We start from the raw sequence: 25,615 nt of genomic DNA, 5'->3' as shown, positions 1-25,615 counted from the left end.
GCGTCACCGGCCCCGGCGCAGCGTCTTCCACAGCTCGGGCACCACGAGGAGCGGCAGGGCCAGACCCGCGATCAGGCCCCACTCGGCCCAGCCGATCGGCACCGTCTGCAGCAGCACCTGCAGCGGCGCCCAGTAGACCGCCACGACCTGCAGCGCCAGCATCGCGGCGAAGGCCACGAGCAGCGCGGGATTGCCGAGGTAGCCCAGCCGCCAGCCCGGCGTGCGCAGCGAGCGGAAGGCAAAGACGCTGGCCTTCTCGAACACCACCATGGCGGTGAAGGCGGCGGTGCGCGCGAGGTCCTCGCCCTGCGGCAGGAGGCGCTCGAAGATCCACAGGCTGGCCAGCCCCGTGTAGAGGCCGAAGCCCAGGATCAGCGGCAGCGAGGACAGGGGCAGGATGCGCGTGGCGCGGGGGCGCGGCGGGTCGCGCATCTGCGCCCCCTCGGGCGGCTCCAGCCCCAGCGCCACCGCCGTGACCCCGTCGGTGATCAGGTTCATCCACAGGATCTGCGTCGGCAGGAAGATCAGCGGCGCCCGCATCGCGGTGTTGACCAGCAGCGCCACCACCTCGCCCGCGTTGGACGCCAGCAGGTAGCGCACGAACTTGCGCGTGTTGTCGAACTGGCGCCGGCCCTCGGCGATGGCGCCGACGATGGTGGCGTAGTTGTCGTCGAGCAGGACGAGGTCGGCGGCGTCCTTGGCGACCTCGGTGCCGCGGATGCCCATGGCGATGCCGATGTCGGCGCGGCGCAGCGCCGGGGCGTCGTTGACCCCGTCGCCGGTCATGCCCACGGTCTCGCCGCGGGCCTGCAGGGCGGCGATGATGCGCAGCTTGTCGCCGGGCGAGACGCGGGCGAAGGCGACCGGCCCGGCGACGGTGGCCGACAGGGCGGCGTCGTCCATCGCCGCGACCTCGGCGCCGGTCACGACCGTTTCGGCGGGCAGGCCGAGGCTGCGGGCGATGGCCTGCGCCGTGGCGGGGTGGTCGCCGGTGATCATCACGGTGCGGATGCCCGCCGCCTGCGCCGCGGCGATGGCCTCGGCCACGCCGGCGCGCGGCGGGTCGATCAGGCCGGCCAACCCCAGCAGCGTCAGGTCGGTCTCGGCGATCCGGTCCTCGTCGGTGTCGCGGGCGGCCAGCGCGATGACGCGCAGCCCCTCCTCGGCCAGCGCCGTCGCGACGGCGCGGACCTCCTCGGCGCGGGCCGGGGTCAGGGGGACGGCGCCCCCGGCGGTGGCGATGCGGCTGCAGTGCTCCAGCACCAGCTCGGGCGCGCCCTTGGTCAGAACGCGGTTGGCCGGCGTGCCGCGGACCAGCACGCTCATCCGCTTGCGCTCGGAGGTGAAGGGCAGCTCCTCCATCAGCGCGTCGGGGTCGGGCGCCGCGGCCCAGGCCTTGTGCGCCAGCACGATCAGCGCCACCTCGGTCGGGTCGCCCAGCGCCTCCCAGCGCTCGCCCGCGCGCGACAGCCGGGCGTGGGTGCAGCCCAGCGCCACCTCGCAGAGCTGCGCCAGCAGGGGGTCGTCGCCCGCCCGCCGCTTGGCGCCCCCGGTCTCGACATGGCCGGTGGGGTCGTGGCCGCGGCCGGTGGCGGTGTAGCTGCCCGCCGCGGTCCAGACCTGCCGCACGGTCATCGCGTTCTCGGTCAGGGTGCCGGTCTTGTCGGTGCAGATCACGCTGGCCGCGCCCAGGGTCTCGACCGCCTGCAGGTGCCGCACCAGCGCGTTCCGCCGCGCCATCGCCCCCGCGCCCAGCGCCAGCGTCACCGTGACCACGGCGGGCAGCCCCTCGGGCACCATCGCCACCGCCATCGACAGGCCCAGCATCACCACCTGCAGCGTCTCGAGCCCGCGCCACGCGCCCATCGCGGCCACCAGCCCCGCCACGGCCAGCGCGATCCAGCCCAGCTGCCGGGCCAGCTGCCCCAGCGCCCGCTGCAGCGTGGTCGGGCCGCGCTCCACGCGGCCGGTCAGCTCGGCCACCTGGCCGAATTCCGTCGCCGCCCCGATCCGCGTCACCCGCGCCTCGGCATGGCCGCCCGTGACCGTGGTGCCGCCGAAGGCCGTCTCGCCCGGCGGCTTGGACACCGGCACCGATTCCCCCGTCAGGACGGACTCGTCCAGCCGCAGGCCCGCCTCGGCCAGGATCTCGGCGTCGGCCGGCACCCGGTCGCCCTCGGCCAGCAGCAGCAGGTCGCCCGGCACCAGCTCGCGGGCGGGGATCGCCTGTTCGCGGCCGTCGCGGATCACCGTGGCCTGGGGCGCCATCATCGCCCGCAGGGCCAGCATGGCGCGCTCGGCCTTCCATTCCTGCGCGAAGCCCAACGCCGCGTTCAGGACCACGACCGCCCCGATGGCGAGCGCGTCGATGTGTTCGCCCAGCGCCAGCGCGATCAGCCCCGCGCCCACCAGCATCAGCACCAGAAGCCCCGTGACCTGCCGCGCCAGCACCGCCAGCGCCGACACCGCCGGCGGCTCGGGCAGGGCGTTCCAGCCATGCGCCGCGCGCGCCGCCGCCACCTCGGCCGCGGTCAGGCCCGCCGCCGCGCCCCGCGTTCGTCGTCCGGTCTGCACCGCGCCTCCTGACCCCGTCCTGTCCCGCGGCGATCCTACGCCACGGCGGCCGATCCCGGTTTGACACCGGTCAAGGCCGGGATCGGCCGCGGGGGCCTAGGGTGCGGGCGGGAGCGGGGCGCGACACACGAAGGGAGACAGCGATGCCGGCCAACCTGATCTGGTACGAGGCGCTCAAGCGCGAGGACGTGGCGCTGGTCGGCGGCAAGAACTCGTCGCTGGGCGAGATGATCTCGACCCTCGGCGCCAAGGGCATCCGGGTGCCGCCGGGCTTTGCCACCACGTCGGACGCCTACCGCGCCTTCGTGGCGGCGAACGGGCTGGGCGCGGTGATCGCCGAGCAGGTGGCCGAGCTGGAGGCCGGCCGCGCCAGCCTGCAGGAGGTGGGCGGCACGCTCCGCGCGGCCTTCCTGCGCGGGCACTGGCCCGAGGACGTGGCCGCCGACATCCGCGCCGCCTACCGCGACCTCGCCGCCCGGCTGGGGCAGGCGGCGCCGTCGGTCGCCGTGCGGTCCTCGGCCACCGCCGAGGACCTGCCGGACGCAAGCTTCGCCGGCCAGCAGGAGACCTACCTGAACGTGGTGGGCGAGGAGGCCCTGATCGCGGCCTGCCGGCGCTGCTACGCCTCGCTCTTCACCGACCGGGCGATCAGCTACCGCCGGGTGCAGGGCTTCGACCATTCCGAGGTCGCCCTGTCCATCGGCGTGCAGATGATGGTGCGCTCGGACCTGTCGTCCTCGGGCGTCATGTTCTCGATCGACACCGAGACCGGCTGTGACCGTTTCGTGCTCATCACCGGGGCCTGGGGCCTGGGCGAGAACGTGGTGCAGGGCGCCGTCGACCCCGACGAGTTCATGGTCTTCAAGCCCTTCCTCGCCGACACGGGCCTCGCGCCCATCGTGGCCAAGGACCTGGGCGCCAAGGAGATCAAGATGATCCACGGGCGGCCGGGCGAGCCGGCCACGCGCAACGTGCCCACGTCGAAGGCCGAGCGCGCGCGCTTTACCCTGACGGATGCCGAGGTGCTGGAGCTGGCGCGCATGGCCGTGACCATCGAGGACCACTACGGCCTGCCCATGGACATGGAATGGGCCAAGGACGGGATCACGCAGGAGCTCTACATCGTGCAGGCCCGGCCCGAGACGGTGCAGTCGCGCAAGTCGGGCACTGTCCTGCAGTCCTACACGGTGAAGCCCGCGGGGCCCAAGCTGCTGGAGGGGCTCAGCGTCGGCAACGCGGCGGCGGCGGGGCGGGCCTGCCTGATCCAGTCGGCGGCCGACATCGACAAGTTCGTCGACGGCTCGGTGCTGGTGACCTCGATCACCGACCCCGACTGGGTGCCGATCATGAAGCGGGCGGCGGCCATCGTCACCGACCACGGCGGGCGCACCAGCCACGCCGCCATCGTCAGCCGCGAGCTGGGCCTGCCCGCCATCGTGGGCACCGGCACGGCGACCCATGTGCTGCATGACGGGCAGGACCTGACGATCTCCTGCGCCGAGGGCGACAAGGGCACGATCTACGATGGGATCGGCGAGATCTCGACCGAGGACATCAGCCTCGACGCGATCCCGAAGACCCGGACCAAGGTGATGCTGAACGTGGCCGACCCCTCGGCCGCGACGCGCTGGTGGCGGCTGCCGGCCGACGGGGTGGGGCTTGCGCGGATGGAGTTCCTGATCTCGAACGTCATCAAGGCGCACCCGCTGGCGCTGCTCGACCACGCCACGCTGGCGGACGCGGGCGTCAGGGACGCGATCACCGAGCTGACCCGCGGCTACGCCACCCCCACCGAGTATTTCGTGGAGACGCTGGCCCGCGGGCTCGGGCGCATCGCGGCGATCTGGTATCCGAACCCGGTCATCATCCGGCTGTCGGACTTCAAGTCGAACGAATACGCCGAGCTTCTGGGCGGGCATCTCTACGAGCCGGAGGAAGAGAACCCGATGATCGGTCTGCGCGGCGCGGCGCGCTACTATTCCGAGTTCTACGAACGGGGCTTTGCGCTGGAATGCGCGGCGCTGAGGCGGCTCCGGGGCGAGCTGGGCTTCGACAACGCCGTCGTCATGGTGCCCTTCTGCCGCTCGCCCGAGGAGGCCGACCGCGTGGCCGAGGTGATGGCACGCCACGGGCTGGAACGGGGGAAGGATGGCCTCCAGCTCTACGTGATGACGGAAATCCCGTCGAACGTGATCCGGGCGGCCGAGTTCGCCGAGCGCTTCGACGGCTTCTCCATCGGCTCGAACGACCTGACCCAGCTGACCCTCGGCGTCGACCGCGACAGCGGGGAACTGGCGCATGTGTTCAAGGAACGCGACCCGGCGGTCCTGTGGATGATCCGCGAGGCCATCGCGCGGGCCAAGGCGGCGGGGCGCAAGATCGGGCTCTGCGGGCAGGCGCCGTCGAACGACCCGGCCTTTGCCCGGCTGCTGGTCGAGGCCGGGATCGACTCGATCTCGGTCACGCCCGACAGCTTCCTCGACGTGAAGCGCAACGTGGCCGAGGCCGAGAAAGGGTAGGGATTCCCGCCGCCCCGACCCCGTTTCCCGGCGCGCGCCGCGGGCCTATGCTGCCTGTGCCGGGGGCAGGCGCCCGCCGTGCAACGGGATGATTGCGGAACAGGGGACCCTGCCGATGCGATGCCACGAGGTGGACTACGAGATCTTCGGCGATGACATGCAGATCGTGGAGGTCGAGCTCGACCCCGGCGAGGTCGTCATCGCGGAAGCGGGCGCGATGAACTACATGGAGGACGGGATCGGCTTCGAGACCCGGATGGGCGACGGGGCGCGACCCTCGGGCGGGATCATGGATTCGCTCCTGTCGGTCGGCAAGCGCGTGCTGACGGGCGAGTCGATCTTCATGACCCATTTCCGCAACGGCGGGCAGGGCAAGAAGCGCGTCGCCTTCGCCGCGCCCTACCCGGGCAAGATCATTCCCGTGGACATGGCCGCCGTGGGCGGTGAGCTGATCTGCCAGAAGGACGCCTTTCTCTGCGCGGCCTTCGGGACGACGACCGACATCGCCCTGCAGCGCAAGCTGGGCGTGGGCTTCTTCGGCGGCGAGGGCTTCATCCTGCAGCGGCTGCGCGGCGACGGGATGGCCTTCATCCATGTCGGCGGCACGGTGATCCGGCGCGAGCTGCAGCCGGGCGAGGTGCTGCGCGTCGACACCGGCTGCCTTGCGGCGATGTCGGGGACGGTCAGCTACGACATCGAGCGCGCGGGCAACCTCAAGTCGATGGTGTTCGGGGGCGAGGGTATCTTTCTCGCCACGCTGCGCGGCCCCGGCACGGTCTACCTGCAGAGCCTGCCGTTCTCGCGGCTGGCCGACCGCATCCTGCGCGCCGCGGGGCCGGGCGGGTCCAAGGGCGAGGGGTCGGTGCTGGGCGGCCTCGGCAACATGTTCGGCGACCGCTGACCGGCGCGGCGCAAGGCCCTTGCAAGGGCCTTGCGAGACCCTTGCAAGGGTCTGGCCAGCCTCTTGCAAGAGGCTGGCGCCTCACTTCGACCCGGGCTCGAAGCTCCGCGTCCCCGCGACCAGCCCGGCGATCAGGGCGCAGCCGTTGCCGTCCTCGCGGAAATGCAGCCAGGCATTGGCGGCGAAACGGCGCGGCTCCAGCCGGTAGGTCCTGATGTTCACCCGCCCCTCGTCCGCACCGGTCAGCCCGGTGGCGTCCAGCACCGTCTGCCGGGTTTCGGGTGCCATGCCCTCCAGCTCCATCGCCGCGGCGATGTATTCGTGGTCGACCAGCGGCACCGCGCGCCCCTCGGCCGTCTGCCAGACCAGCGCGTGGGCCAGCTCGTGCGACAGCAGCGCCGCGACCAGCCGGTCCGGCGGCAGGAGGGCGTAGGGGTCGTCTTCGGCCACCAGCCCGGCATAGTCGTCGCGCAGCACCAGCCGCACCCGGTCGTAGTCGCAGTCGAAGGCGGCCAGGCAGATCGCGAAGGGGTGGTAGACCACGGGCACGACCTCGACCGTGATCGGGCGGCGCTGCGACAGCCCGCAGGCCGTGAGCCCGGCGATTGCCGTGCCGGCGCTGTCGCAGAGCCGCGCCGCGATCTCGGGGGCCGCGCCGCGGATCGTCACCGCGGCCCCGGGGCAGGCGATGTCATCGGCCGCGGCCGGGCCGACGCCGATCAGCGCCACGAGCAGGGGGATGGTCCGGCTCAGCCGGGGCAGGGGCATCGGCACTCCTTCGCCTCTCGCGGCGGGTCAGGCCGTGCGCGCCAGGCCCAGCCCCAGGATCAGCTGGCGGAGCCCGACCCAGGCCCCGATCCAGATCGCGCCCGCCACCACCGGGGCGTGGAAGGACAGCAGCGACAGCGCCGACAGGCCCTGGCCCACCGAGCAGCCCGCCGCGATCACCGCGCCGAAGCCCATCAGCACCGCGCCGCCCATCTGGCGCTTGAGTTCCCGCGGGTCGTCGCAGGCCTCCCAGCGGAAACCGTCGCGGATCAGGCTGCCGGCGAAGGCGCCGATCAGCACGCCGAGCACCGAGCCGATGGCGAAGTCGGGCTCCAGCCCCGACGAGAACATGGCGTATCGGATCGAGTCGCCCACCGGCGCGGTGAAGGTGTGCGACTGCACCAGCCAGGGCTCGAAGCCGGTGTTGGCGACCCAGGAGGTGCCGAGAAAGCCCGAGGCGATCGCGCCGCCCGCCGCCGTGGCCCAGACCAGTTCCTTCCAGCGCCGGGCGCGGACCAGCGCGGCCCCCGCGCCCAGGATCAGCGCGACGCCCAGCGCGCCGCCGATGGCCCAGGCGGGCAGGCCGGTCGCGTCGCCCAGCATGTGCGCCCAGCCCTGCGGCGCCTCGGGGTGCGGCTCGAACGGGAACAGCCGCGCGCGCAGCGCCGCCAGCGGCCCCGACAGCGTGACATAGGCCGCCACCCCCATCACCAGCGCGATCACCATCGCGCGCAGGTCGCCGCCGCCCAGCCGCGCCAGCATCCCGTAGCCGCAGTTGCCCGCCTGCGCCATGCCGTAGCCGAACATCAGCCCGCCGACCGCGGCGCCGGCCAGCGTGAAGCCGTTGTGCAGGTAGATCGCGTCGTGCAGCCGGATCAGCCCCGCCGCCTCGGCCCCGAAGGCCACGGCCATCGCGGTGCCGAGCGCGACCGCCCACATCCACAGCCGCGACCGGTCATGGCCGTAGTGCACGTCCTCGATCATGCCGAGCGTGCAGAACCGGCCCAGCCGCGCGGCCAGGCCCAGCACGAGGCCGCCGCCAAGGCCGATCAGCGTGATCGTCCACGCCTCTCCCAGGAAGTCGAGCATGTTCCCTCCCTTGGCGCCGGACCCGGCCGGCGCTGCGGCGGAGGGGTCAGGTGCAGAACAACTCGTAAACCCGCTCGATGATCAGGCGGGCCCGGTCGTCTGTCAAACTGTAATAGATCTGCTTGCCATCGCGCCGCGCGGTCACCAGCCCCTCGAGCCGGAGCCGCGACAGCTGCTGCGACACGGCCGCCTGCCGCGAGGCGAGCATGGTTTCCAGTTCGGTCACCGACTTCTCGCCGTTGGCCAGCGAGCACAGGATCATCAGCCGCCCCTCGTGGCTGATCGCCTTGAGGAAGTCCGAGGCGGTCTGGGCGTTGTCGCGGATGCGCTTCCAGGTGGCGTCGTCCATCGGCTCGTCGATCCGCGGCAGGATCGACGCGATGTCGGCGGCCTCGTCCTCGGGGTCGAGCGTGGACATGTCGCGGTGAAGGGTCATCCCTGGCTCCTCTGTGCCCCAAGGATGGTGCTGCAGCGCAGCAAATCAAGCCCCCGCGTGCTCATCCCCCGGTCCCCTGTGTCGCCCAGGCCGCATCGCCCCGGCTCAGGAGCCGCCCGAGCAGCCCCCAGAAGAAATCCTCGCCCGGGTAACCCTCGATCCGTCCCACCTCGACCCCGTCGGCCATCAGCACGAAGGTCGGCGTGTAGACCGGGCGGCCGGCAAAGCTGAGGTCGTCGGGCAGGTCGCGCAGGTTCACGCGGCGCAGGGGCGCGAATCGGCCCTCGGGGGTGATCGGGTATTCGGGGGCCACCTCGGCGTCCCAGCGGGCGCAGTAGCTGCAGCCGTGCTGCTCGACCATCACCAGCGTCCAGTCGGTCGCGGCGGCGGGGCGGGGCAGGAGGCTCAGCAAAACAAGGCCGGCGACCGCCAGGAGCGGCCCGAGCGCGACACGGAGATGTTGAAGATGCAACATTGACGATCCTCTCACGGCACAAATAATATGAATTTTTGAATGTGAAGTCCACGCAGGCCGAAAATGTTCGATATCTCGCTGACGGGTGCCTTCCTTGCGGGTCTTCTGTCGTTCCTGTCGCCGTGCATCCTGCCGATGGTGCCCTTCTACCTCAGTTATCTCGGGGGCATGAGTGCCGCCGAGGTAGCACAGGGCGGCACTGTCACCCGGGCGACACGGGTGCGCGCCGTGGTCGGCGCGGGCTTCTTCGCGGCCGGCGTGCTGACGGTGTTCGTGGGCCTCGGCGCCTCGGCCTCGATGTTCGGGCAGGCGCTGCGGGAATGGATGGACGTGCTGCGCTGGGTCGCGGCGGCGCTGATCATCACCATGGGCCTGCATTTCCTCGGAATCATCCGCATAGGGTTGCTGAACCGGTCGCTCCGGGCCGAACCCGGCGACACGGCGAACCTCGGGCTCGGGGGCGCCTACCTGATCGGGCTCGCCTTCGCCTTCGGCTGGACGCCCTGCGTCGGCCCGGTGCTGGCGGCGATCCTGTTCATGGCGGGCACCACCGACACGGCGGGGCAGGGGATGCAGCTGCTGTTCGCCTACGGCATCGGCATGACGCTGCCCTTCGTGCTGGCGGCGGGCTTCGTCGGGCCGTTCATGACGCTGATGCGCCGGTTCCGCCGCCACCTCGGCACGGTGGAAAAGGTGATGGGCGGCGCGCTCGTCGTGTTCGGCGTGCTGATCGCCACCAACGCGCTGCTCTACATCGGGCAGTGGATGATCGACAATTTCGCGGTGTTCCAGACGATCGGGTAGGGACCGCCGGACCAGACACGGGGAGAGGAGGCCCCAAGCCATGTTCGCAAGACTGACCGGGATGATCGTGGGCGCCACGCTGGCGCTGGCCGGGGCGGCGCAGGCCGAGCTCGGCGACGACGGGCTGCACGTCGCGCCCTGGCTGCACGACACCTTCCGCGACCTGCGCGAGGATCTGGCCGAGGCGACCGCGAACGGCCAGCGCTTCGCCGTGATCGTGGAACAGCGCGGCTGCATCTACTGCTCGCGGATGCACGAGGAGGTCTGGGTGCGCCCCGACATCCTGCAGATGCTGGAGGAGGATTTCTTCTTCGTCCGCATCAACATGCACGGCTCGACCGAGGTCACCGACTTCGACGGCGAGGTGATGGAGGAGCGCGAGCTGACCCGCCGCTGGGGCCTGCTGTTCACGCCCACGATCTACTTCTTCCCCGAGGAGGTGCCCGAGGGCGTGACCGGCCCGCAGGCCGCCGTGGTCACGATGCCGGGCGCGTTCGGCGGCTGGACCACCTTCAACATGCTGAACTGGGTGCTGGAGCACGGCTACCAGGGCGACGAGGATTTCCAGCGATATCATGCCCGTATGTTCGCCGAGCAGTCCGCGGCGGGGGCGACCGACTGAGCCGCGCGACAGGGTTCACATGCAAAAAATCAAATGTGTTGTTGCAATCGCAGGGTGAACGTGGCTACGGTATACCATAGGCCACTGACTCGGCCAAAGGGAGGAAAATCGAAGTGAAGCGCCAGATGCTGCTGGCGGCCACCATTGGTCTGGCCGCAACCAGTCTTCAAGCCGATGTCATCGCCCCCGGCGACGTGGTGATGACCGAGTACGGCGAAGTCACCGAAAGCCTGACCGGCGTCCCGGGGGATCCCGCCCGCGGCCAGGCGATCATGGTCGATCGCGGTCAGGGCAATTGCCTCGCCTGCCACCAGGTCACCGCGCTCGATCACGAGCCGTGGCACGGCGAGGTCGGGCCGTCGCTCGACGGGGTCGCCACGCGCTGGGACGAGGCGGCGCTGCGGGGCCTGCTGGTGAACGCCGACACGGTGTTCCCCGACTCGATCATGCCGGCCTTCTACAAGGTGTCCGGCTTCGTGCGTCCCGGCGACGGGTTCACCACCCGCCCCGCGCCCGCCGATCTGCAGCCGATGCTGGCCGCGCAGGACATCGAGGATGTGGTCGCCTTCCTGATGACGCTGACCGACTACTGACCGGAACGCCTCCGCAACCGAGACCAAGGAGACAGATTTCATGACCCAGACACGCAGGCAATTCGTCGGCACCGGGCTGGCTGTGGCCGCAGCCTTCTTCGGGCTGCCGCACATCGCCTCGGCCGCGCAGCTCGAGGAGGCCATCGCGGCCTTCACCGGCGGCGCCGACATGGGCGGCGAGGGCATCACCCTCATAGCGCCCGAGATCGCCGAGAACGGCAACACGGTTCCGATCGAGGTAAGCGCCCCCGGCGCGGCCGCGATCATGCTGCTGGCCGCCGGCAACCCGCAGGCGGACGTGTGCACCTTCAACTTCGGCCCGCTGGCCGGCTCGCAGATGGCCTCGACCCGCATCCGGCTCGCCGGCGAGCAGGAAGTGGTCGCCATCGCGCGCATGCCCGACGGCACCTTCAAGCAGGCGCGCCAGAACGTGCGCGTGACCATCGGCGGCTGCGGCGGCTGAGCACCACAGGACAAGGAGAGGAAAAATGGCAGAGAATGTTACCCCCCGCGTCCGCGTGCCCCGCGACGCAACGGCCGGCGAGGCGGTGTCGGTCCGCACGCTGATCAGCCATCCGATGGAGTCGGGCCAGCGCCGCGGCAGCGACGGCAACCTGATCCCGCGCCAGATCATCAACCGCTTCACCTGCGAGTTCAACGGCGAGATGGTCATCGACATCACCATCGACCCGGCGGTCTCGACGAACCCGTATTTCCAGTTCGACGCCACGGTGAACGAATCCGGCACGTTCCAGTTCACCTGGTACGACGATGACGGCTCGGTCTACACGGACACGGCGGACATCGCCGTCGCCTGACCGGGCATCGACCAAGCCGTCGCAAGGGAGGACTACACGGCCATGACAAGAAAAACGCTTCTCGGCGGTGTCTCGGCGGCGGTTGTCGCCGTCGCGGCCGCCGGGGTCGGCCTCGCCGACATCCGCACCGGGGACAGCCTCGTCATCAACGGCGAGATCGAGATCGTCACCGAAACCGCACCGCCGCCGTTCCTCGAAGGCGTGTTCAGCACCATCTACTCGGGTTGGGTGTTCCGCACCGACGAGACCCGGGCGATGGAGGCCGACGACTTCGACAACCCCGGGATGCTCTACGTCGAGCAGGGGCTCGAGGCCTTCAACACGGCGATGGGCACCGAGGGCAACAGCTGCGCCACCTGCCACGAGACGCCCGAGACGCTCTCGACCGTCCGCGCCACCTATCCCCAGTGGGACGAGGAGCACGGTACCGTCCAGACCGTCGAGATGCAGATCCTCGAATGCCAGACCGAGCGGATGGGCGTGGCCGAACCCTACGGCTACGACAGCCAGGAGATGCGCAACATGGCCGCCCTGATCGCCTCGGTCGGCCGCGGCCAGACGATCAACGTTGCCATCGACGGGCCGGCCGCCGAAACCTGGGCCCTGGGCGAGGAGATCTACTACACCGCCTACGGCCAGATGGAGCTGAGCTGCGCCCATTGCCACGAGCGCAACTACGGCAACCTGATCCGGGCCGATCACCTCAGCCAGGGCCAGGTCAACGGCTTCCCGACCTACCGGCTCAAGAACGCCAACATCGTCTCGGTGCACAACCGCTTCCGCGGCTGCATCCGTGACACCCGCGGCGAGCCCTACGCGATCGGCAGCCCCGAGTTCGTGGCGCTCGAGCTCTACGTCGCCTCGCGCGGCAACGGCCTGTCGGTCGAAGGTCCGGCCGTCCGCAACTGACCGCCATCGCACCCCGCCCCGGAGACCTCCGGGGCGGGCTGCATGGTGAAATATTCAAGAACCTGAATAAAATCTGAGGTTGATCCCATGATCTCGCGTCGCCACTTCGTGCAGGCCGCGCTGGCCACCTCGGCGCTCTACGGCGCCTCGGGCTTCGGCAACTGGTCGCGTCTCGCCGCCCAGCAGGTGCTGAGCCAGGACGACCTGATCGGCACCGGCGGCCCCGGCAACGTGACGCTGATCCACATCACCGACATCCACGCCCAGACCCAGCCGATCTTCTTCCGCGAGCCCGAGGTGAACATCGGCGTCGGCATCCATGCCGGCCAGCCGCCGCACCTGGTCGGCTCCGAGTTCCGCGCGCGCTTCGGCATCGAGCAGGGCAGCGCGATGGACTATGCGCTGACCTACGACGATTTCACCGCGATGGCCCGCGGCTACGGCCGGATGGGCGGGCTCGACCGCATCTCGACCGTGGTCAAGGCGATCCGGGCGCAGGCGCCGCACGCGCTGCTGCTGGATGGCGGCGACACCTGGCAGGGCTCGCTGCCCAGCCTGCGCACCCTCGGCATGGACATGGTCGAGCTGATGAATGCGCTCGGCGTCGACGCGATGACCTCGCACTGGGAATACACGCTCGGGTCCGAGCGCGTGAACGAGCTGGTCGAGAACTACGCCAACCCCGCCTTCCTCGGCGCCAACATCTACGACGTGGAATGGGACGAGCCCGTGGGCGAGCCCTACCGCATCTTCGAGCGCAACGGCACCGCCATCGCCGTGATCGGGCAGGCCTTCCCCTACATGCCCATCGCCAACCCCGGCTGGATGTTCCCCGAGCTGAGCTTCGGGCTCCGCCGCGAGCGCATGGCCGAGGTGGTGCAGGAAACCCGTGACGCGGGCGCCGATGTCGTTGTCCTTCTCTCCCACAACGGCTTCGACGTGGATCGCCAGTTCGCCCGGGACATCCCCGGCATCGACGTGATCCTCACGGGCCACACCCACGACGCGCTGCCCGAACCCGTGCAGGTCGGCAACACCTTCCTGATCGCGTCGGGCAGCCACGGCAAGTTCGTGTCCCGCGTCGATCTCGACGTGCAGGATGGCGCGATGCGCGGCCTCAGCCACCGGCTGATCCCGATCTTCTCGGACGTGATCGCGCCCGACCCGGACATGACCGCGCTGGTCGACGGCACCCGCGCGCCCTATGCCGCCGAGATGTCCGAGGTGATCGGGCAGGCGGGCTCGCTCCTGTTCCGCCGCGGCAACTTCAACGGCACCTGGGACGACGTGATCTGCGATGCGCTGATCTCGCAGCGCGACGCCCAGATCGCGCTCAGCCCCGGCTTCCGCTGGGGCGCCGCCGTGCTGCCGGGGCAGGACATCACCCGCGAGGACATCTTCAACGTCACCGCGATGACCTACCCCAACGCCTACCGCACCGAGATGTCGGGCGAGATGCTGCACACGATCATGGAAGACGTGGCCGCCAACATCTTCAACCCCGACGCCTACTACCAGCAGGGCGGCGACATGGTGCGCGTCGGCGGCCTCGGCTACCGGATCGACATCGCCCAGCCGCAGGGCAGCCGCATCACCGAGATGACGCTGCTGTCCACCGGGGAGCTGCTGCAGCCCGACCAGAACTACGTGGTCGCCGGCTGGGCCAGCGTGAACGAAGGCACCGAGGGCCCGCCGATCTGGGACGTGGTGGAGGCCCATATCCGCGCCCAGGGCACCGTCACCCTCGAACCCAACAACACCGTCGACGTGGTCGGCGGCTAGGCCCGCACCCGAGCACAGAGGAATCGCAAGATGTCCGACACTCCGAAGTTCACCCCCTCGCGCCGCCAGTTCCTGGCCGGCGCCGCCGTGGCGACGGGCGCCGCCGCCACCGGCAAGCTGGTCCATGCCCAGGCCGCCGGGCCCGACCCGCTGATCACCGAGCTGCAGCCCTGGCAGCAGTATCTCGGCGACGGCGTCGACGCGCGCCCCTACGGGATGCCCTCGCAGTACGAGGCCCATGTGGTGCGCCGCAACGTGTCCTGGCTGACCGCGGACAGCGTGTCGTCGGTCAACTTCACGCCGCTGCACGAGCTGGACGGCATCATCACGCCCAACGGCCTGTGCTTCGAGCGCCACCACGCCGGCATCGCCGAGATCCCGCCGGGCGAGCACCGGCTGATGATCAACGGCCTCGTCGACAACCCGCTCGTGTTCACGATGGAAGACCTGATGCGCTTCCCGCGCGAGAACCGGGTGTATTTCCTCGAATGCGCGGCCAACACCGGCATGGAATGGCGCGGCGCGCAGCTGAACGGGGTGCAGTTCACCCACGGCATGATCCACAACGTGGTCTACACCGGCGTGCCCCTGCGGCTGCTGCTGGAAGAGGCGGGCGTGCGCGGCAACGCGGCCTGGATCCTGCCCGAGGGCGCGGACGCCTCGGCCATGACCCGCTCGATCCCGCTGGAAAAGGCGATGGACGACTGCCTTGTCGCCTTCAAGATGAACGGCGAGGCGCTCCGCCCCGAGCAGGGCTACCCGGTCCGCCTCGTGGTGCCCGGCTGGGAGGGCAACATGTGGGTCAAGTGGCTGCGCCGGATCGAGGTCGGCGACCAGCCCTGGCACCACCGCGAGGAGACGTCGAAATACACCGACCTGCTGGAGCACGGCTCGGCCCGCCGCTTCACCTGGGAGATGGACGCCAAGTCCGTCATCACCAACCCCAGCCCGCAGGCCCCGATCACCCATGGCCCCGGCCCGACCGTCCTGACCGGCGTGGCGTGGTCCGGCCGCGGCACCATCCCGCGGGTGGACGTGACGATCGACGGCGGCATCACCTGGCACCAGGCGCGCATGTCGGGCCCGTCCTTCGACAAGTCGATGCACCGCTTCTACTACGAGTTCGACTGGGACGGCCGGCCGCTCCTGCTGCAGTCGCGCGCCCATGACTCGACCGGCTACGTGCAGCCCACCAAGGACCAGCTGCGCATGGTCCGCGGCGAAAACTCGATCTACCACAACAACGGCATCCAGACCTGGGCCGTGAACGAGAACGGCGAGGCGGAAAATGTCGAAATCGGGTAACATGATGAAAACGTTCACGCTGTCCACCGCCCTCGTCGTCGCCACCGCGGGCTTCGCGCTGGCGCAGGAAAACCCCGCCCCCTCGCGCGAGGGCGGCTACGGCCTCGGCCGCACCGCGCTCCCCGAGGAGATCGCGGCCTGGGACATCGACATCCGCCCCGACGGGACCGGCCTTCCGGTCGGCTTGGGCGACGTCTACACCGGCGAGGAGCTGTTCGTGGATCTCTGCTCGGCCTGCCACGGCGACTTCGGCGAGGCGGTCGGCCGCTGGCCGCAGCTGGCCGGCGGCTACGGCACGCTGGAAAGCGAGGATCCGGTCAAGACCATCGGCTCCTACTGGCCCTACCTGTCGACGGTGTGGGATTACGTTCACCGCGCCATGCCCTACGGCTCGGCGCAGTCGCTGACCGACGACGAGGTCTACGCGATCGTGGCCTACCTCATGTATGTCAACGACATGGTGGACGACGACTTCGAGCTGTCGAACGAGAACTTCCTCGAGATCGCGATGCCGAACGAGGACAACTTCTTCATGGATGACCGGGCCGAGACGGAATACACGCTCTTCACCGGCGAGCCCTGCATGGAGAACTGCCGCGAGTCGGTCGAGATCACCGCCCGCGCCACGATCCTGAACGTGACCCCCGAGCAGGAGGCTGCCGCCGCCGCCGAGGCCGCTGCCGCCGAAGCCGCCGCCGCCGCCGAGGAGGCCGCCGTCGTCGAGGCCGCCGCCGAGGAGGCCGTGGCCGAGGAGGCGCCCGGCCCCGACCCGGCGCTGGTCGCCCAGGGCGAGACGCTGTTCCGGCAGTGCGCCTCGTGCCACCAGATCGGCGAGGGCGCGACCAACCGGACCGGCCCGATGCTCAACCACACCTACGGCGCGCCCGTCGGCGTGCACGAGGGCTTCCGCTACTCGCCCGCCTTCCAGGCCGCCCGCGACAGCGGCATGGTCTGGGACGACGCATCGCTGACCGCCTACCTGATGGATCCGCGCGGGTTCATCCCGGGCAACCGGATGGCCTTCCGCGGCCTGCGCTCCGAAGAGGAAGCGGCCGCCATGATCGCCTACCTGCGCGCCGCCGGGGGCGACGCGGAATGAGCCGCGCGCGCGCAGTCACCGGCGCGCTCGCCTTCGCCGCCTTGGCCGCGGCGACCTCCCCGGCGCTGGCCGAGGGCGACCCGGCACGGGGCGAGACGCTGTTCCGCCCCTGCCGGGCCTGCCACATGGTGGGCGAGGGGGCCGTCCACCGCGTCGGCCCGCACCTCAACGGGCTCGTCGGCCGCGCCATCGGCGCGGTCGCGGGCTACGACTTCTCCGACGACCTCGTCGAGGCGGGGGTGGACGGGCTGGTCTGGGACGAGGCCACGCTCGACCGCTTCCTCGCCGGCCCGCGCGAGTATTTCCCCGGCACCGCCATGGTGTTCCGCGGCATCCGCTCGGCCGAGGACCGGGCGCATCTGGTCGCCTACCTGCGCGAGGCGGGCGGCCCGGCCGACGGCGTCGCCGCCGCGGCCGACACCGCCGCCGTCGACCCCGAGATCGCCGCGATCCTGCAGATCGCGGGTGACGTGGCCTACGGCGAATACCTGTCCAACGAATGCACCGCCTGCCATCGCGCCGAGGGCGGCGAGGACATCCCGACGATCCGCGGCCTTGCCCCCTCGGTGTTCGTCGCGGGGCTCGTGGCCTACCGCAACGGCAGCCGCGAGCACCAGGTCATGAACATGGTCACCCGGCGTCTCGGCGACGAGGAGATCGCCGCGCTTGCCGCCTATTTCCAAAGCGCGGAATAGGTTAGCATCGCGGGGACGGGCCTCGGGAGGAGGCCCGGCAGTTTCGTAACGGCCCGGCCAACGGGCGTAAGGGAGGACGAGAATGACCATTTCCAGACGGACCTTCATGGGCACGACCGCGGCCCTGACCGCGGCGCTCGCCGCCCCGATGATCGCGCGGGCGCAGACCACCGCGCGCGTGGTCGTGGTCGGCGGGGGCTCCGGCGGGGCCACCGCGGCGCGCTACATCGCGCGCGACGGCGCCGGCGCCATCGACGTGACCCTGATCGAACCCCAGCGGATCTATCACACCTGCTATTTCGGCAACCTCTACCTCGGCGGCTTCTTCGACTACGACGACCTCGGCCACGGCTACACCGGCCTTGCCACGACCTACGGCATCAACGTGGTGCATGACTGGGCCGTGGGCGTCGACCGCGACGCGCAGACCGTGGCGCTGGCCAGCGGCGCGTCGGTGCCCTACGACCGGCTGGTGCTGTCGCCCGGCATCGACTTCGTCGACGGCAGCGTGCCCGGCTGGTCGGTCTCGGCGCAGGGCGCGATGCCCCACGCCTACAAGGGCGGCACCCAGGTCGAGCTGCTGCGGTCGCAGATCGCGGCGATGCCCGAGGGCGGCACCTACGCCATGATCGCGCCGCCGAACCCCTACCGCTGCCCGCCCGGCCCCTACGAGCGGGTGTCGATGGTCGCCCACTACCTGCGCGAGAACAACCCGACGGCCAAGATCCTGATCGTGGACCCGAAGGACAGCTTCTCCAAGCAGGCGCTGTTCGAGGACGGCTGGAACCGCCACTACGCGGGCATGATCACCCGCATCGGCCCCGACATGGGTGGCGCGACCTTCGAGGTGGACCCGGCCGCGATGACGGTCACGATCGACGGCGTGGTGGAGAACGTGGATGTCTGCAACGTCATCCCCGGCCAGCGCGCGGGCCAGATCGCCTTTGCCGCCGGCATCACCGACGGCAATTGGGCGCCGGTGTCGGCCTATGACATGACCAGCCGGGTCGACCCGCTGATCACCGTGCTGGGCGACGCCGCGCAGCAGGGCGCGATGCCCAAGTCGGGCTTCTCGGCCAACAGCCAGGCCAAGGTGGCGGCCAACGCCATCGTGGCGGCGCTGACCAACGGGCGGCAGTTCCCGGCGCGCTACGCCAACACCTGCTGGTCGCTGATCGACACCGACGACGGCGTCAAGGTCGGCGCCACCTACGAGGCGTCGGACGAGGGCATCGTCTCGGTCGACAGCTTCGTCAGCCAGGTCGGCGAAACCGCCGAGGTCCGCGCGGCCACCTACCGCGAGAGCCTCGACTGGTACCAGGCGATCACCACCGACATGTTCGTTTGACGCAACCGCCGCGGGCGGCCCCGTGCCGCCGCCCGCGGCCCCACCCAACCGGAGGCGGCACCCATGATACGTTCGGTTCTTCTGGCCACGGCCCTTGCCACCGCGCCCCTGGCGGCGCACGCGCAGGAGGCCATCATGTTCGACTACGACGGCAGCTACGAGGATGCCGCCTTCGCGGTCGAGAACGCCATCGTCAACCGCGGCCTCGTGATCGACTACGTGTCCCATGTCGGCGAGATGCTGAACCGGACCGGGGCCGACGTCGGCTCCACCGCGGCCCTGTTCGACAACGCGCAGGTGTTCCTGTTCTGCTCGGCCGCCGTGTCGCGCCGGGTGATGGAAGCCGACCCGATGAACATCGTGCACTGCCCCTACGGCATCTTCGTCGCCGAGCGCGACGGCGCCGTCATGATCGGCCACCGCGACTACCCCGACGGCGCGATGCAGGAGGTCGAGGCGCTGCTCGACGCCATCATCCTCGAGGCGACGGCCGAGTGACCCGGGCCGATCGCTACGACCGCTTCTTCCGCGCCGAGCTCGATGCGCTGAAGGAGGCGGGGAATTATCGCTTCTTCGCCGACCTCGAACGCCGCCGGGGGCAGTTTCCCGCGGCCCTCAACCGCCATGCCGGGGGCGAGCGCCCGATCACCGTCTGGTGCTCCAATGACTACCTCGGCATGGGCCAGCACCCCGCCGTGCTGACCGCGATGCACGCCGCGCTCGACGCCATGGGCGCGGGCGCGGGCGGCACCCGCAACATCTCGGGCACGACCCACGCCCATGTGGAGCTCGAGGCCGAACTGGCGGCGCTTCACGGCAAGGAGGCGGCGCTGGTCTTTACCTCGGGCTACGTCGCCAACTGGGCCAGCCTCGGCACGCTGGCGGCGCGGCTGCCGGGCTGCGTGGTGCTGTCGGACGCCGGCAACCACGCCTCGATGATCGAGGGGATGCGCCACTCCCGCGCCGAGCGCGTGATCTGGAAGCACAACGATCTCAAGGATCTGGAGGCGAAACTTCAAGCGATACCCGAAGACCGCCCCAGGATCGTCGCCTTCGAGAGCGTCTATTCGATGGACGGCGACATCGCCCCCATCGCCGCGATCTGCGACCTGGCCGAGCGCTATGGCGCGCTGACCTATCTCGACGAGGTCCACGCCGTCGGCCTTTACGGCCCGCACGGCGCCGGCATCGCGGAACGCGACGGGGTGATGCACCGGCTCGACGTGATCCAGGGCACGCTCGGCAAGGCCTATGGCGTGGTCGGCGGCTACATCGCGGGGTCGGCCGCGCTGGTCGATTTCGTGCGCAGCTTCGCCAGCGGCTTCATCTTCACCACCGCGCTGCCGCCCGCGGTCGCCGCCGGCGCCTGCGCCGCGGTGCGCCACCTCAAGGCCAGCGGCACCGAACGCGCCGCCCAAAAGGCCCGCGTGGCCGAGGTGCGGGCGCGGCTCGACGCGCTCGGCATCCCGCACCTGCGCAACGACAGCCACATCATCCCCGTGATGGTCGGCGACCCGGTGAAATGCCGCTGGCTGTCCGACCGGCTGATGGAGCGGCACGGCATCTACATCCAGCCGATCAACTATCCGACCGTGCCCAAGGGCACCGAGCGGCTGCGCATCACGCCCTCGCCGGTGCATTCGGCCGCCGACATCGACCGGCTGGTCTCGGCGCTGGCCGAGCTGTGGGAACAATGCCACCTCGCGCGGCGGCCGATGGCGGCGCAGTAGCGGTTTGATGCAGGTCAACGCGCCCGCGCGGGCGGGCGCGTAAGCCCCTTGGAAACGACCGAAGGGGCGCGCCGATGCTCGAAGACCTCCTGATCTCCCGCGGCGAACCGGTGGTGCTGGCGGGCGCGGGCGCGCTCACCGGCCTCGTCTTCGGCTGGGCCGCGCAGCGCTCGCGCTTCTGCCTGCGGGCGGCCACGGTCGAGGTGGCCGAGGGGCAGTTCGGCCCCCGGCTCGCGATCTGGCTCATCGCCTTCTTCGCCGCCATGGCGCTCACGCAGGCGGGCATCGCGGCGGGCGTGTTCGACGTGTCCTCGGCCCGCCAGCTGGCCGCCGAGGGCTCGGTCTCGGGCGCGCTGATCGGCGGGCTCATGTTCGGCGTCGGCATGATCCTGGCCCGCGGCTGCGCCTCGCGGCTGCTGGTGCTGTCGGCCACCGGCAACCTGCGCGCGCTGATCACGGGCCTCGTCGTCACGCTGGTGGCGCAGGCGTCCTACACCGGCATCCTCGCGCCCGCGCGCGAGGCGCTGACCGCGCTCTGGACGGTGCCGGGCGGGGCGGGGCGGAGCCTGCTCGACAGCCTCGGGCTGACCAACACCCATGCCGCCCTGCTGGCCACGGTCGCGCTGGCCGCGAGCCTTGGCTTCGGCCTGCGCCGCCGGCTGGGCCCCGGCACGGTGATCGGCGCCATGGTGGTGGGCGGCGCGGTGGCGATGGGCTGGGCGCTGACCGCGATGATCGCGGCCACGAGCTTCGAGATCGTGCCGGTCTCCTCCGTCACCTTCACCGGGCCCGCGACCGACACGCTGATGGCGCTCGTTACCCAGCGCTCGGTCGTCCTGTCCTTCGGGATCGGCCTTGTGCCCGGCGTCTTCGTGGGTGCGGCCGCCGCCGCGCTCCTGTTCCGGGACTGGAAGCTGGAACGCTTCGGCGCGGACACCCCGATGGAGAAATACCTCGCCGGCGCCGTGTTGATGGGCTTCGGCGCCATGCTGGCCGGGGGCTGCGCCGTGGGCGCGGGCGTGTCGGGCGGGGCGGTGTTCTCGACCACCGCGCTGCTGGCCGTCTTCGCCATGTGGATCGGCGCCATGACCACGGTGCGGGTCATGGCGGCGATGGCGCGGGGGGGCGCTCAGACGGTGTAGTTCAGGCCCAGCCGCCCGCCGTCGACGTAGACCGTCTCGCCGGTGACGTAGCTCGCCTTGGCCGAGCACAGGAAGGCCACGACGTTGCCGATCTCGTCCGCCGTGCCGACGCGCCCCATGGGCGTGCGCGACATGACGCGGGCATAGGCCTCGGGCGAGGCGTTCACGCCCGCCATCATCTCGGTGTCGATCGACCCCGGCCCGACCGCGTTCACGCGGATGCCGTGCGGCGCCAGCGCCAGCGCGGCGGCCTTGGTGATCTGCTGCACGCCGCCCTTCGACGCGCAGTAGGCCGGGATCGCCGGGATCGCCACGACCGCGTTGATCGACGACATGTTGACGATCGCGCCCTTGACGCCCGCCTTTACCATGCCGTTCGCCGCCCGCTGCGTGGCGGCAAAGACCGCCCGCAGGTTCAGCCCGATCACCGCGTCGAAATCCTCCATGGAATAGCTCAGGAAATCGCCCGGCCGGGCGATGCCGGCGTTGTTCACCAGCGCGGCCACCGGGCCTTCCTCGGCCTCGATCCCGTCGAACAGCGCCATCAGCGCCTCGGTGTCGGCCACGTCGCAGATGAAGCCGCGCCCGCCGATCTCCTTCGCCGCGTCGTGGACGCTGTCCTTCACGTCGGCCAGCATCACCCGGTAGCCCTCGGCGGCCAGCGCCCGCCCGCAGGCAAGCCCGATGCCCTGCGCGCCCCCGGTGACCAGTGCGATCGGTGTGTCGGCCATGTTCGTCCCTCCGTGCTTCGGTTCGGCCGCACCCTGCGGCGGCGCCCCGGCGGTGTCAATTCGCGGGCCGAATTGACACCGCAGCGCCCCCCGGCGCAGTCTCCGCGCCGAGGGAGGACGGCATGGGCGATCTGGGCGTTGCGCTGATCGGCGCGGGCATGGTGGCCGGCACGCATCTGGCCGCGATCCGCGATGCGGGTGGCGTCCGGCTGACCGGCGTCTGGTCGCGCGCTGCCGCGCGGGCCGAGGCCGCGGGGCAGGGCGCGCGGGTCTACGCGACCCTTTCCGAGGTCGCCGCCGACCCCGCCGTGGATGTCGCCATCGTGGTGACGCCGCCGAACGCGCGCCGTGACGTGCTGGCGCCGCTGGTCGCCGCCGGCAAGCACATCCTGCTGGAGAAACCCGTCGCCCGCGACCTGGCCGAGGCGCGGGCCGTGGTCGCGCTCTGCCGCGACGCGGGCGTCACGCTGGGCGTCGTGTTCCAGCACCGGATGCGCGCGGCGTCCCTCAAGGCCGCCGCGATCATCGCCGCGGGCGACCTCGGCGCGCCCGGCCTCGTGGAAATCGCCGTGCCCTGGTGGCGCGACCAGTCCTACTACGACGAGCCCGGCCGCGGCACCTATGCCCGCGACGGGGGCGGGGTGCTGATCAGCCAGGCGATCCACACCCTCGACCTCGCCCTGTCGCTGGCCGGCCCTGTGACCCATGTGCAGGCGATGACGGCGACCACGGCCCTGCACAGGATGGAGGCCGAGGACGTGGCCGCCGCCGGCCTGCGGTTCGCCTCGGGGGCGGTCGGCACGCTGACCGCCACCACGGCGAGCTTTCCCGGCGCGGCCGAGTGGATCCGCCTGCACTACGCCCGCGCCAGCCTGCACCTGGAGGCCGGCGTCCTGACCGTCAGCCACCGCGACGGGCGGGTCGAGCGTTTCGGCGAACAGGCCGGAACGGGCGGCGGGGCCGATCCGATGGCCTTCACCCATGGCTGGCACCAGGCCATCCTCGAGGATTTCCGCGACGCGCTGCGCGATGGCCGCCCGCCCGCCGTGCCGGGCGCGGACGCGCTGGCCGTCCACGCGCTCATCGACGCCATCACCCGGTCGGCGCGCGCCGGCCAAACCGTTGAGGTCACGACATGAAATTCGCCGCCATCGGCATCGACCACCGCCATATCTACGGCATGGCCGCGAACCTGATCGCGGAAGGCGCCGAGTTCGCCGGCTGGTGGACGGACGGCGCGCCCAACACGCTGGACGGCTTCGTGGAGCGCTTTCCGTCCGTGCCCCGCGTGGCCGACCCGCAGGCCCTGCTGGACGACCCTCAGATCGACCTGATCGCCATTTCCTGCATCCCCCGCGACCGGGCGGCCTGGGCCGTGCGCGCGATGGAGGCCGGCAAGGACGTGATGGTCGACAAGCCCGGCTGCACCACCGAGGCGCAGCTGGCCGAACTCCGGTCGGTTCAGGCGAGGACGGGCCGCATCTGGTCGGTCGATTTCTCGGAACGCTTCGAGGTGCCCAGCGTGACGCTGGCCGCCGAGCTGGTCGCGCAGGGCGCCATCGGCCGCGTCGTGCAGACCGTGGGCCTTGGGCCCCATCGCCTGAACCGCGCCACGCGGCCCGACTGGTTCTTTGACCGCGACGCCTATGGCGGGATTCTGACCGACATCGCCAGCCACCAGATCGACCAGTTCCTGTTCTTCACCGGCTCGACCGACGCCGAGGTCACGCTGGCCAGCGTCGGCAACTTCGCCAACCCCGCCGACCCGGGCCTGCAGGATCTCGGGGAAATCGCGCTCAGGTCCGACCGCGGGCAGGGCTACATCCGCGTCGACTGGTACACCCCCGACGCGCTGCCGACCTGGGGCGACGGGCGGCTGACCATCCTCGGCACCGGGGGCTACATCGAGCTGCGCAAGTATGTCGACGTGGGCCAGCCCGGCACCGACCACCTGATCCTCGTCAACGGCAGCCGCTGCGAGCGGATCGACGCGAGCGGCGCGGGTCTGCCCTATTTCGCGCGGCTGATCGCCGACATCCGCGACCGGACCGAAACCGCCATGCCCCAGGCCCACGCCTTCAAGGTGATGGAACTGGCGCTCAGGGCGCAGGCCATCGCCGAGGGCCGCGCATGATCGGCGTCGCAATCCTCGGCGCGGGGATCGGGCGCGAGCACCTGGCCGGCTACCGCGCGCTGTCCGACCGCTTCACCGTCCGCCGTCTGGTCGACCTCGACCCCGCGCGGGCGGCGGAGGTGGCGGCGGGCGACCCCGCGATCCGCCTCGGCACCGACCTTGCTGATGCCCTGAACGACCCCGACATCCACCTGGTCGACGTCTGCCTGCCGCCGCACCTGCATGTGCCCGTCGCCGTGCAGGCGCTGGAGGCGGGCAAGCACGTGGTGCTGGAAAAACCCATCGCCCCCTCGCTGGCCGATTGCGACAGGCTGGCCGAGGCCGAAACCCGCAGCGGCCGCCGCCTGTTCCCGGTGTTCCAGTACCGCTACGGCCGCGGCACGGCCGCGCTGGACGCGCTGATCGCGGCGGGCCTGGCGGGCCGGCCGCAGGTCGCCGCGCTGGAAACCCACTGGAACCGCGGTGCGGCCTACTACGCCGTGCCCTGGCGCGGCACCTGGGCGGGCGAACGCGGCGGCGCGGTGCTGGGCCACGCGATCCACAACCACGACCTCTTGTGCCGCTATTTCGGCCAGCCCGCGGGGGTAGCCGCGCAGGTCGCAACCCGCGTGAACCCGATCGAGACCGAGGATTGCGCCGCCATCGCGCTGCGCTTCGACACCGGCGCGCTCGCCACCTCGTCGGTGACGCTGGGGGCCGCCACGGACACCACGCGCCTGCGCCTCGTGTTCGAGCACCTGACCGCCACCTCGGGCGACACCCCCTACGCGCCCGCCGAGGGCGACTGGCGCTTTGTCGCCCGCGACCCCGCCCGGCAGCCGCAGGTCGACGCGACGCTGGCCGCGCTGCCCCGGCCGCGCGCGGGCTTTGCCGGCTATTTCGAGGCCATCGCCGAGGCGCTGGCGGGCCGGCCGGGCCGCGAGGTGACGCTGGCCGACGGGCGCCGGTCGATCGAGCTGGTGACCGCGGTTTACGAGGCGGCAAGGGGCGGCAAAGAGGTTGCGTTACCGCTCACAATCGGCTCAGAGTTCTACGCAAGCTGGCTGCCCCGAGAGACCGCGACAAGCGGCCCGGGGCGCGGCTGAGACCGGACGCAAAGACCGGAAAGACCGTAACGGTTCTGCGGGGGAACGACCCTGCG

Annotated in this window: 25 protein-coding genes; 19 read left to right on the top strand and 6 right to left on the bottom strand. The window is 71.1% G+C overall.

What is annotated here, in order from left to right:
• Positions 1-3: 3 nt before the first annotated feature.
• On the bottom strand, positions 4-2,574 hold the full coding sequence (locus HCU73_RS14260) for an HAD-IC family P-type ATPase (protein WP_168624137.1): 2,571 nt from the start codon (positions 2,572-2,574) through the stop codon (positions 4-6).
• 143 nt (positions 2,575-2,717) lie between these two features.
• Between HCU73_RS14260 and ppsA the strand changes: the two genes are divergently transcribed.
• Both ppsA and HCU73_RS14250 read left to right on the top strand, forming a co-directional pair.
• Positions 2,718-5,093 (top strand): phosphoenolpyruvate synthase, encoded by a 2,376-nt coding sequence (gene ppsA / locus HCU73_RS14255; RefSeq protein WP_168624136.1) that lies wholly within the window; start codon positions 2,718-2,720, stop codon positions 5,091-5,093.
• A gap of 115 nt (positions 5,094-5,208) precedes the next feature.
• Positions 5,209-5,994 carry a TIGR00266 family protein gene (locus HCU73_RS14250; protein ID WP_168624135.1) on the top strand — a complete coding sequence of 262 codons (786 nt, stop codon included), beginning with the start codon at positions 5,209-5,211 and terminating at the stop codon, positions 5,992-5,994.
• An 81-nt stretch (positions 5,995-6,075) separates the two neighbouring features.
• Here HCU73_RS14250 and HCU73_RS14245 read toward each other — a convergent pair whose 3' ends face one another.
• The 4 genes from HCU73_RS14245 to HCU73_RS14230 all read right to left on the bottom strand — a co-directional run bounded on the left by HCU73_RS14245 (position 6,076) and on the right by HCU73_RS14230 (position 8,762).
• On the bottom strand, positions 6,076-6,762 hold the full coding sequence (locus HCU73_RS14245) for a DUF6639 family protein (protein WP_168624134.1): 687 nt from the start codon (positions 6,760-6,762) through the stop codon (positions 6,076-6,078).
• Between the two features lie 27 nt (positions 6,763-6,789).
• The gene (locus tag HCU73_RS14240) at positions 6,790-7,851 is read right to left on the bottom strand and encodes a YeeE/YedE family protein (RefSeq protein WP_168624133.1); all 1,062 of its coding nucleotides are present in this window, start codon (positions 7,849-7,851) and stop codon (positions 6,790-6,792) included.
• Between the two features lie 46 nt (positions 7,852-7,897).
• The gene (locus HCU73_RS14235; protein WP_239025597.1) at positions 7,898-8,200 is read right to left on the bottom strand and encodes an ArsR/SmtB family transcription factor; all 303 of its coding nucleotides are present in this window, start codon (positions 8,198-8,200) and stop codon (positions 7,898-7,900) included.
• 148 nt (positions 8,201-8,348) lie between these two features.
• The gene (locus HCU73_RS14230) at positions 8,349-8,762 is read right to left on the bottom strand and encodes a thioredoxin domain-containing protein (protein WP_168624132.1); all 414 of its coding nucleotides are present in this window, start codon (positions 8,760-8,762) and stop codon (positions 8,349-8,351) included.
• Between the two features lie 63 nt (positions 8,763-8,825).
• On the opposite strand from HCU73_RS14230, the gene HCU73_RS14225 reads away from it, so the two are divergent.
• From HCU73_RS14225 to HCU73_RS14160, 14 genes are all read left to right on the top strand, one after another.
• Complete coding sequence (locus tag HCU73_RS14225) at positions 8,826-9,566, top strand: cytochrome c biogenesis CcdA family protein (protein ID WP_168624131.1); 741 nt, start codon at positions 8,826-8,828, stop codon at positions 9,564-9,566.
• A gap of 40 nt (positions 9,567-9,606) precedes the next feature.
• Positions 9,607-10,188 (top strand): thioredoxin family protein, encoded by a 582-nt coding sequence (locus HCU73_RS14220; RefSeq protein ID WP_239025583.1) that lies wholly within the window; start codon positions 9,607-9,609, stop codon positions 10,186-10,188.
• 113 nt (positions 10,189-10,301) lie between these two features.
• Complete coding sequence (soxX, locus tag HCU73_RS14215) at positions 10,302-10,781, top strand: sulfur oxidation c-type cytochrome SoxX (protein ID WP_338052126.1); 480 nt, start codon at positions 10,302-10,304, stop codon at positions 10,779-10,781.
• Between the two features lie 40 nt (positions 10,782-10,821).
• Positions 10,822-11,244 (top strand): thiosulfate oxidation carrier protein SoxY, encoded by a 423-nt coding sequence (soxY, locus tag HCU73_RS14210; protein WP_168624130.1) that lies wholly within the window; start codon positions 10,822-10,824, stop codon positions 11,242-11,244.
• Positions 11,245-11,269: 25 nt separating this feature from the next.
• Positions 11,270-11,599 carry a thiosulfate oxidation carrier complex protein SoxZ gene (gene soxZ, locus HCU73_RS14205; protein WP_168624129.1) on the top strand — a complete coding sequence of 110 codons (330 nt, stop codon included), beginning with the start codon at positions 11,270-11,272 and terminating at the stop codon, positions 11,597-11,599.
• Positions 11,600-11,641: 42 nt separating this feature from the next.
• A complete protein-coding gene (gene soxA, locus HCU73_RS14200) occupies positions 11,642-12,508 on the top strand; it encodes a sulfur oxidation c-type cytochrome SoxA (protein ID WP_168624128.1) in 867 nt (288 codons plus the stop codon).
• 87 nt (positions 12,509-12,595) lie between these two features.
• The gene (soxB, locus tag HCU73_RS14195; protein ID WP_168624127.1) at positions 12,596-14,290 is read left to right on the top strand and encodes a thiosulfohydrolase SoxB; all 1,695 of its coding nucleotides are present in this window, start codon (positions 12,596-12,598) and stop codon (positions 14,288-14,290) included.
• A gap of 30 nt (positions 14,291-14,320) precedes the next feature.
• The gene (gene soxC / locus HCU73_RS14190) at positions 14,321-15,595 is read left to right on the top strand and encodes a sulfite dehydrogenase (protein ID WP_168624126.1); all 1,275 of its coding nucleotides are present in this window, start codon (positions 14,321-14,323) and stop codon (positions 15,593-15,595) included.
• Position 15,596: 1 nt separating this feature from the next.
• Positions 15,597-16,694 carry a c-type cytochrome gene (locus tag HCU73_RS14185; protein ID WP_338052125.1) on the top strand — a complete coding sequence of 366 codons (1,098 nt, stop codon included), beginning with the start codon at positions 15,597-15,599 and terminating at the stop codon, positions 16,692-16,694.
• Complete coding sequence (locus HCU73_RS14180) at positions 16,691-17,389, top strand: c-type cytochrome (protein ID WP_168624125.1); 699 nt, start codon at positions 16,691-16,693, stop codon at positions 17,387-17,389. Before HCU73_RS14185 ends, HCU73_RS14180 begins: the two co-directional genes overlap by 4 nt.
• An 82-nt stretch (positions 17,390-17,471) precedes the next feature.
• A complete protein-coding gene (locus HCU73_RS14175) occupies positions 17,472-18,737 on the top strand; it encodes an NAD(P)/FAD-dependent oxidoreductase (protein WP_168624124.1) in 1,266 nt (421 codons plus the stop codon).
• A 63-nt stretch (positions 18,738-18,800) separates the two neighbouring features.
• Positions 18,801-19,235: a DUF302 domain-containing protein gene (locus tag HCU73_RS14170; RefSeq protein WP_210730658.1), complete on the top strand. Its 435-nt coding sequence runs from the start codon at positions 18,801-18,803 to the stop codon at positions 19,233-19,235.
• Positions 19,232-20,467, top strand: coding sequence for a 5-aminolevulinate synthase (gene hemA / locus HCU73_RS14165; RefSeq protein WP_168624123.1), 1,236 nt, complete (start codon positions 19,232-19,234; stop codon positions 20,465-20,467). The genes HCU73_RS14170 and hemA overlap by 4 nt, the downstream gene beginning before the upstream one ends.
• Positions 20,468-20,541: 74 nt before the next feature.
• Complete coding sequence (locus tag HCU73_RS14160; protein WP_168624122.1) at positions 20,542-21,609, top strand: YeeE/YedE family protein; 1,068 nt, start codon at positions 20,542-20,544, stop codon at positions 21,607-21,609.
• Here the strand turns inward: HCU73_RS14160 and HCU73_RS14155 are convergent.
• Entirely contained in the window at positions 21,597-22,340 is a 744-nt protein-coding gene (locus HCU73_RS14155) for an SDR family NAD(P)-dependent oxidoreductase (protein WP_168624121.1), read from the bottom strand. The genes HCU73_RS14160 and HCU73_RS14155 overlap by 13 nt on opposite strands.
• Before the next feature lie 122 nt (positions 22,341-22,462).
• On the opposite strand from HCU73_RS14155, the gene HCU73_RS14150 reads away from it, so the two are divergent.
• Genes HCU73_RS14150 through HCU73_RS14140 form a run of 3 tightly spaced genes read left to right on the top strand, consistent with a single transcriptional unit; the run spans position 22,463 to position 25,559 of the window.
• Complete coding sequence (locus HCU73_RS14150) at positions 22,463-23,479, top strand: Gfo/Idh/MocA family protein (protein WP_168624120.1); 1,017 nt, start codon at positions 22,463-22,465, stop codon at positions 23,477-23,479.
• On the top strand, positions 23,476-24,474 hold the full coding sequence (locus HCU73_RS14145; protein WP_210730657.1) for a Gfo/Idh/MocA family protein: 999 nt from the start codon (positions 23,476-23,478) through the stop codon (positions 24,472-24,474). The genes HCU73_RS14150 and HCU73_RS14145 overlap by 4 nt, the downstream gene beginning before the upstream one ends.
• Positions 24,471-25,559 (top strand): Gfo/Idh/MocA family protein, encoded by a 1,089-nt coding sequence (locus tag HCU73_RS14140; RefSeq protein WP_168624119.1) that lies wholly within the window; start codon positions 24,471-24,473, stop codon positions 25,557-25,559. The genes HCU73_RS14145 and HCU73_RS14140 overlap by 4 nt, the downstream gene beginning before the upstream one ends.
• Positions 25,560-25,615 lie beyond the last annotated feature (56 nt).

It is taken from the genome of Roseicyclus persicicus (genome assembly GCF_012395815.1).
Classification (GTDB): Bacteria; Pseudomonadota; Alphaproteobacteria; order Rhodobacterales; family Rhodobacteraceae; genus Roseicyclus; species Roseicyclus persicicus.
This window is presented reverse-complemented; position numbering and strand designations above follow the sequence as displayed.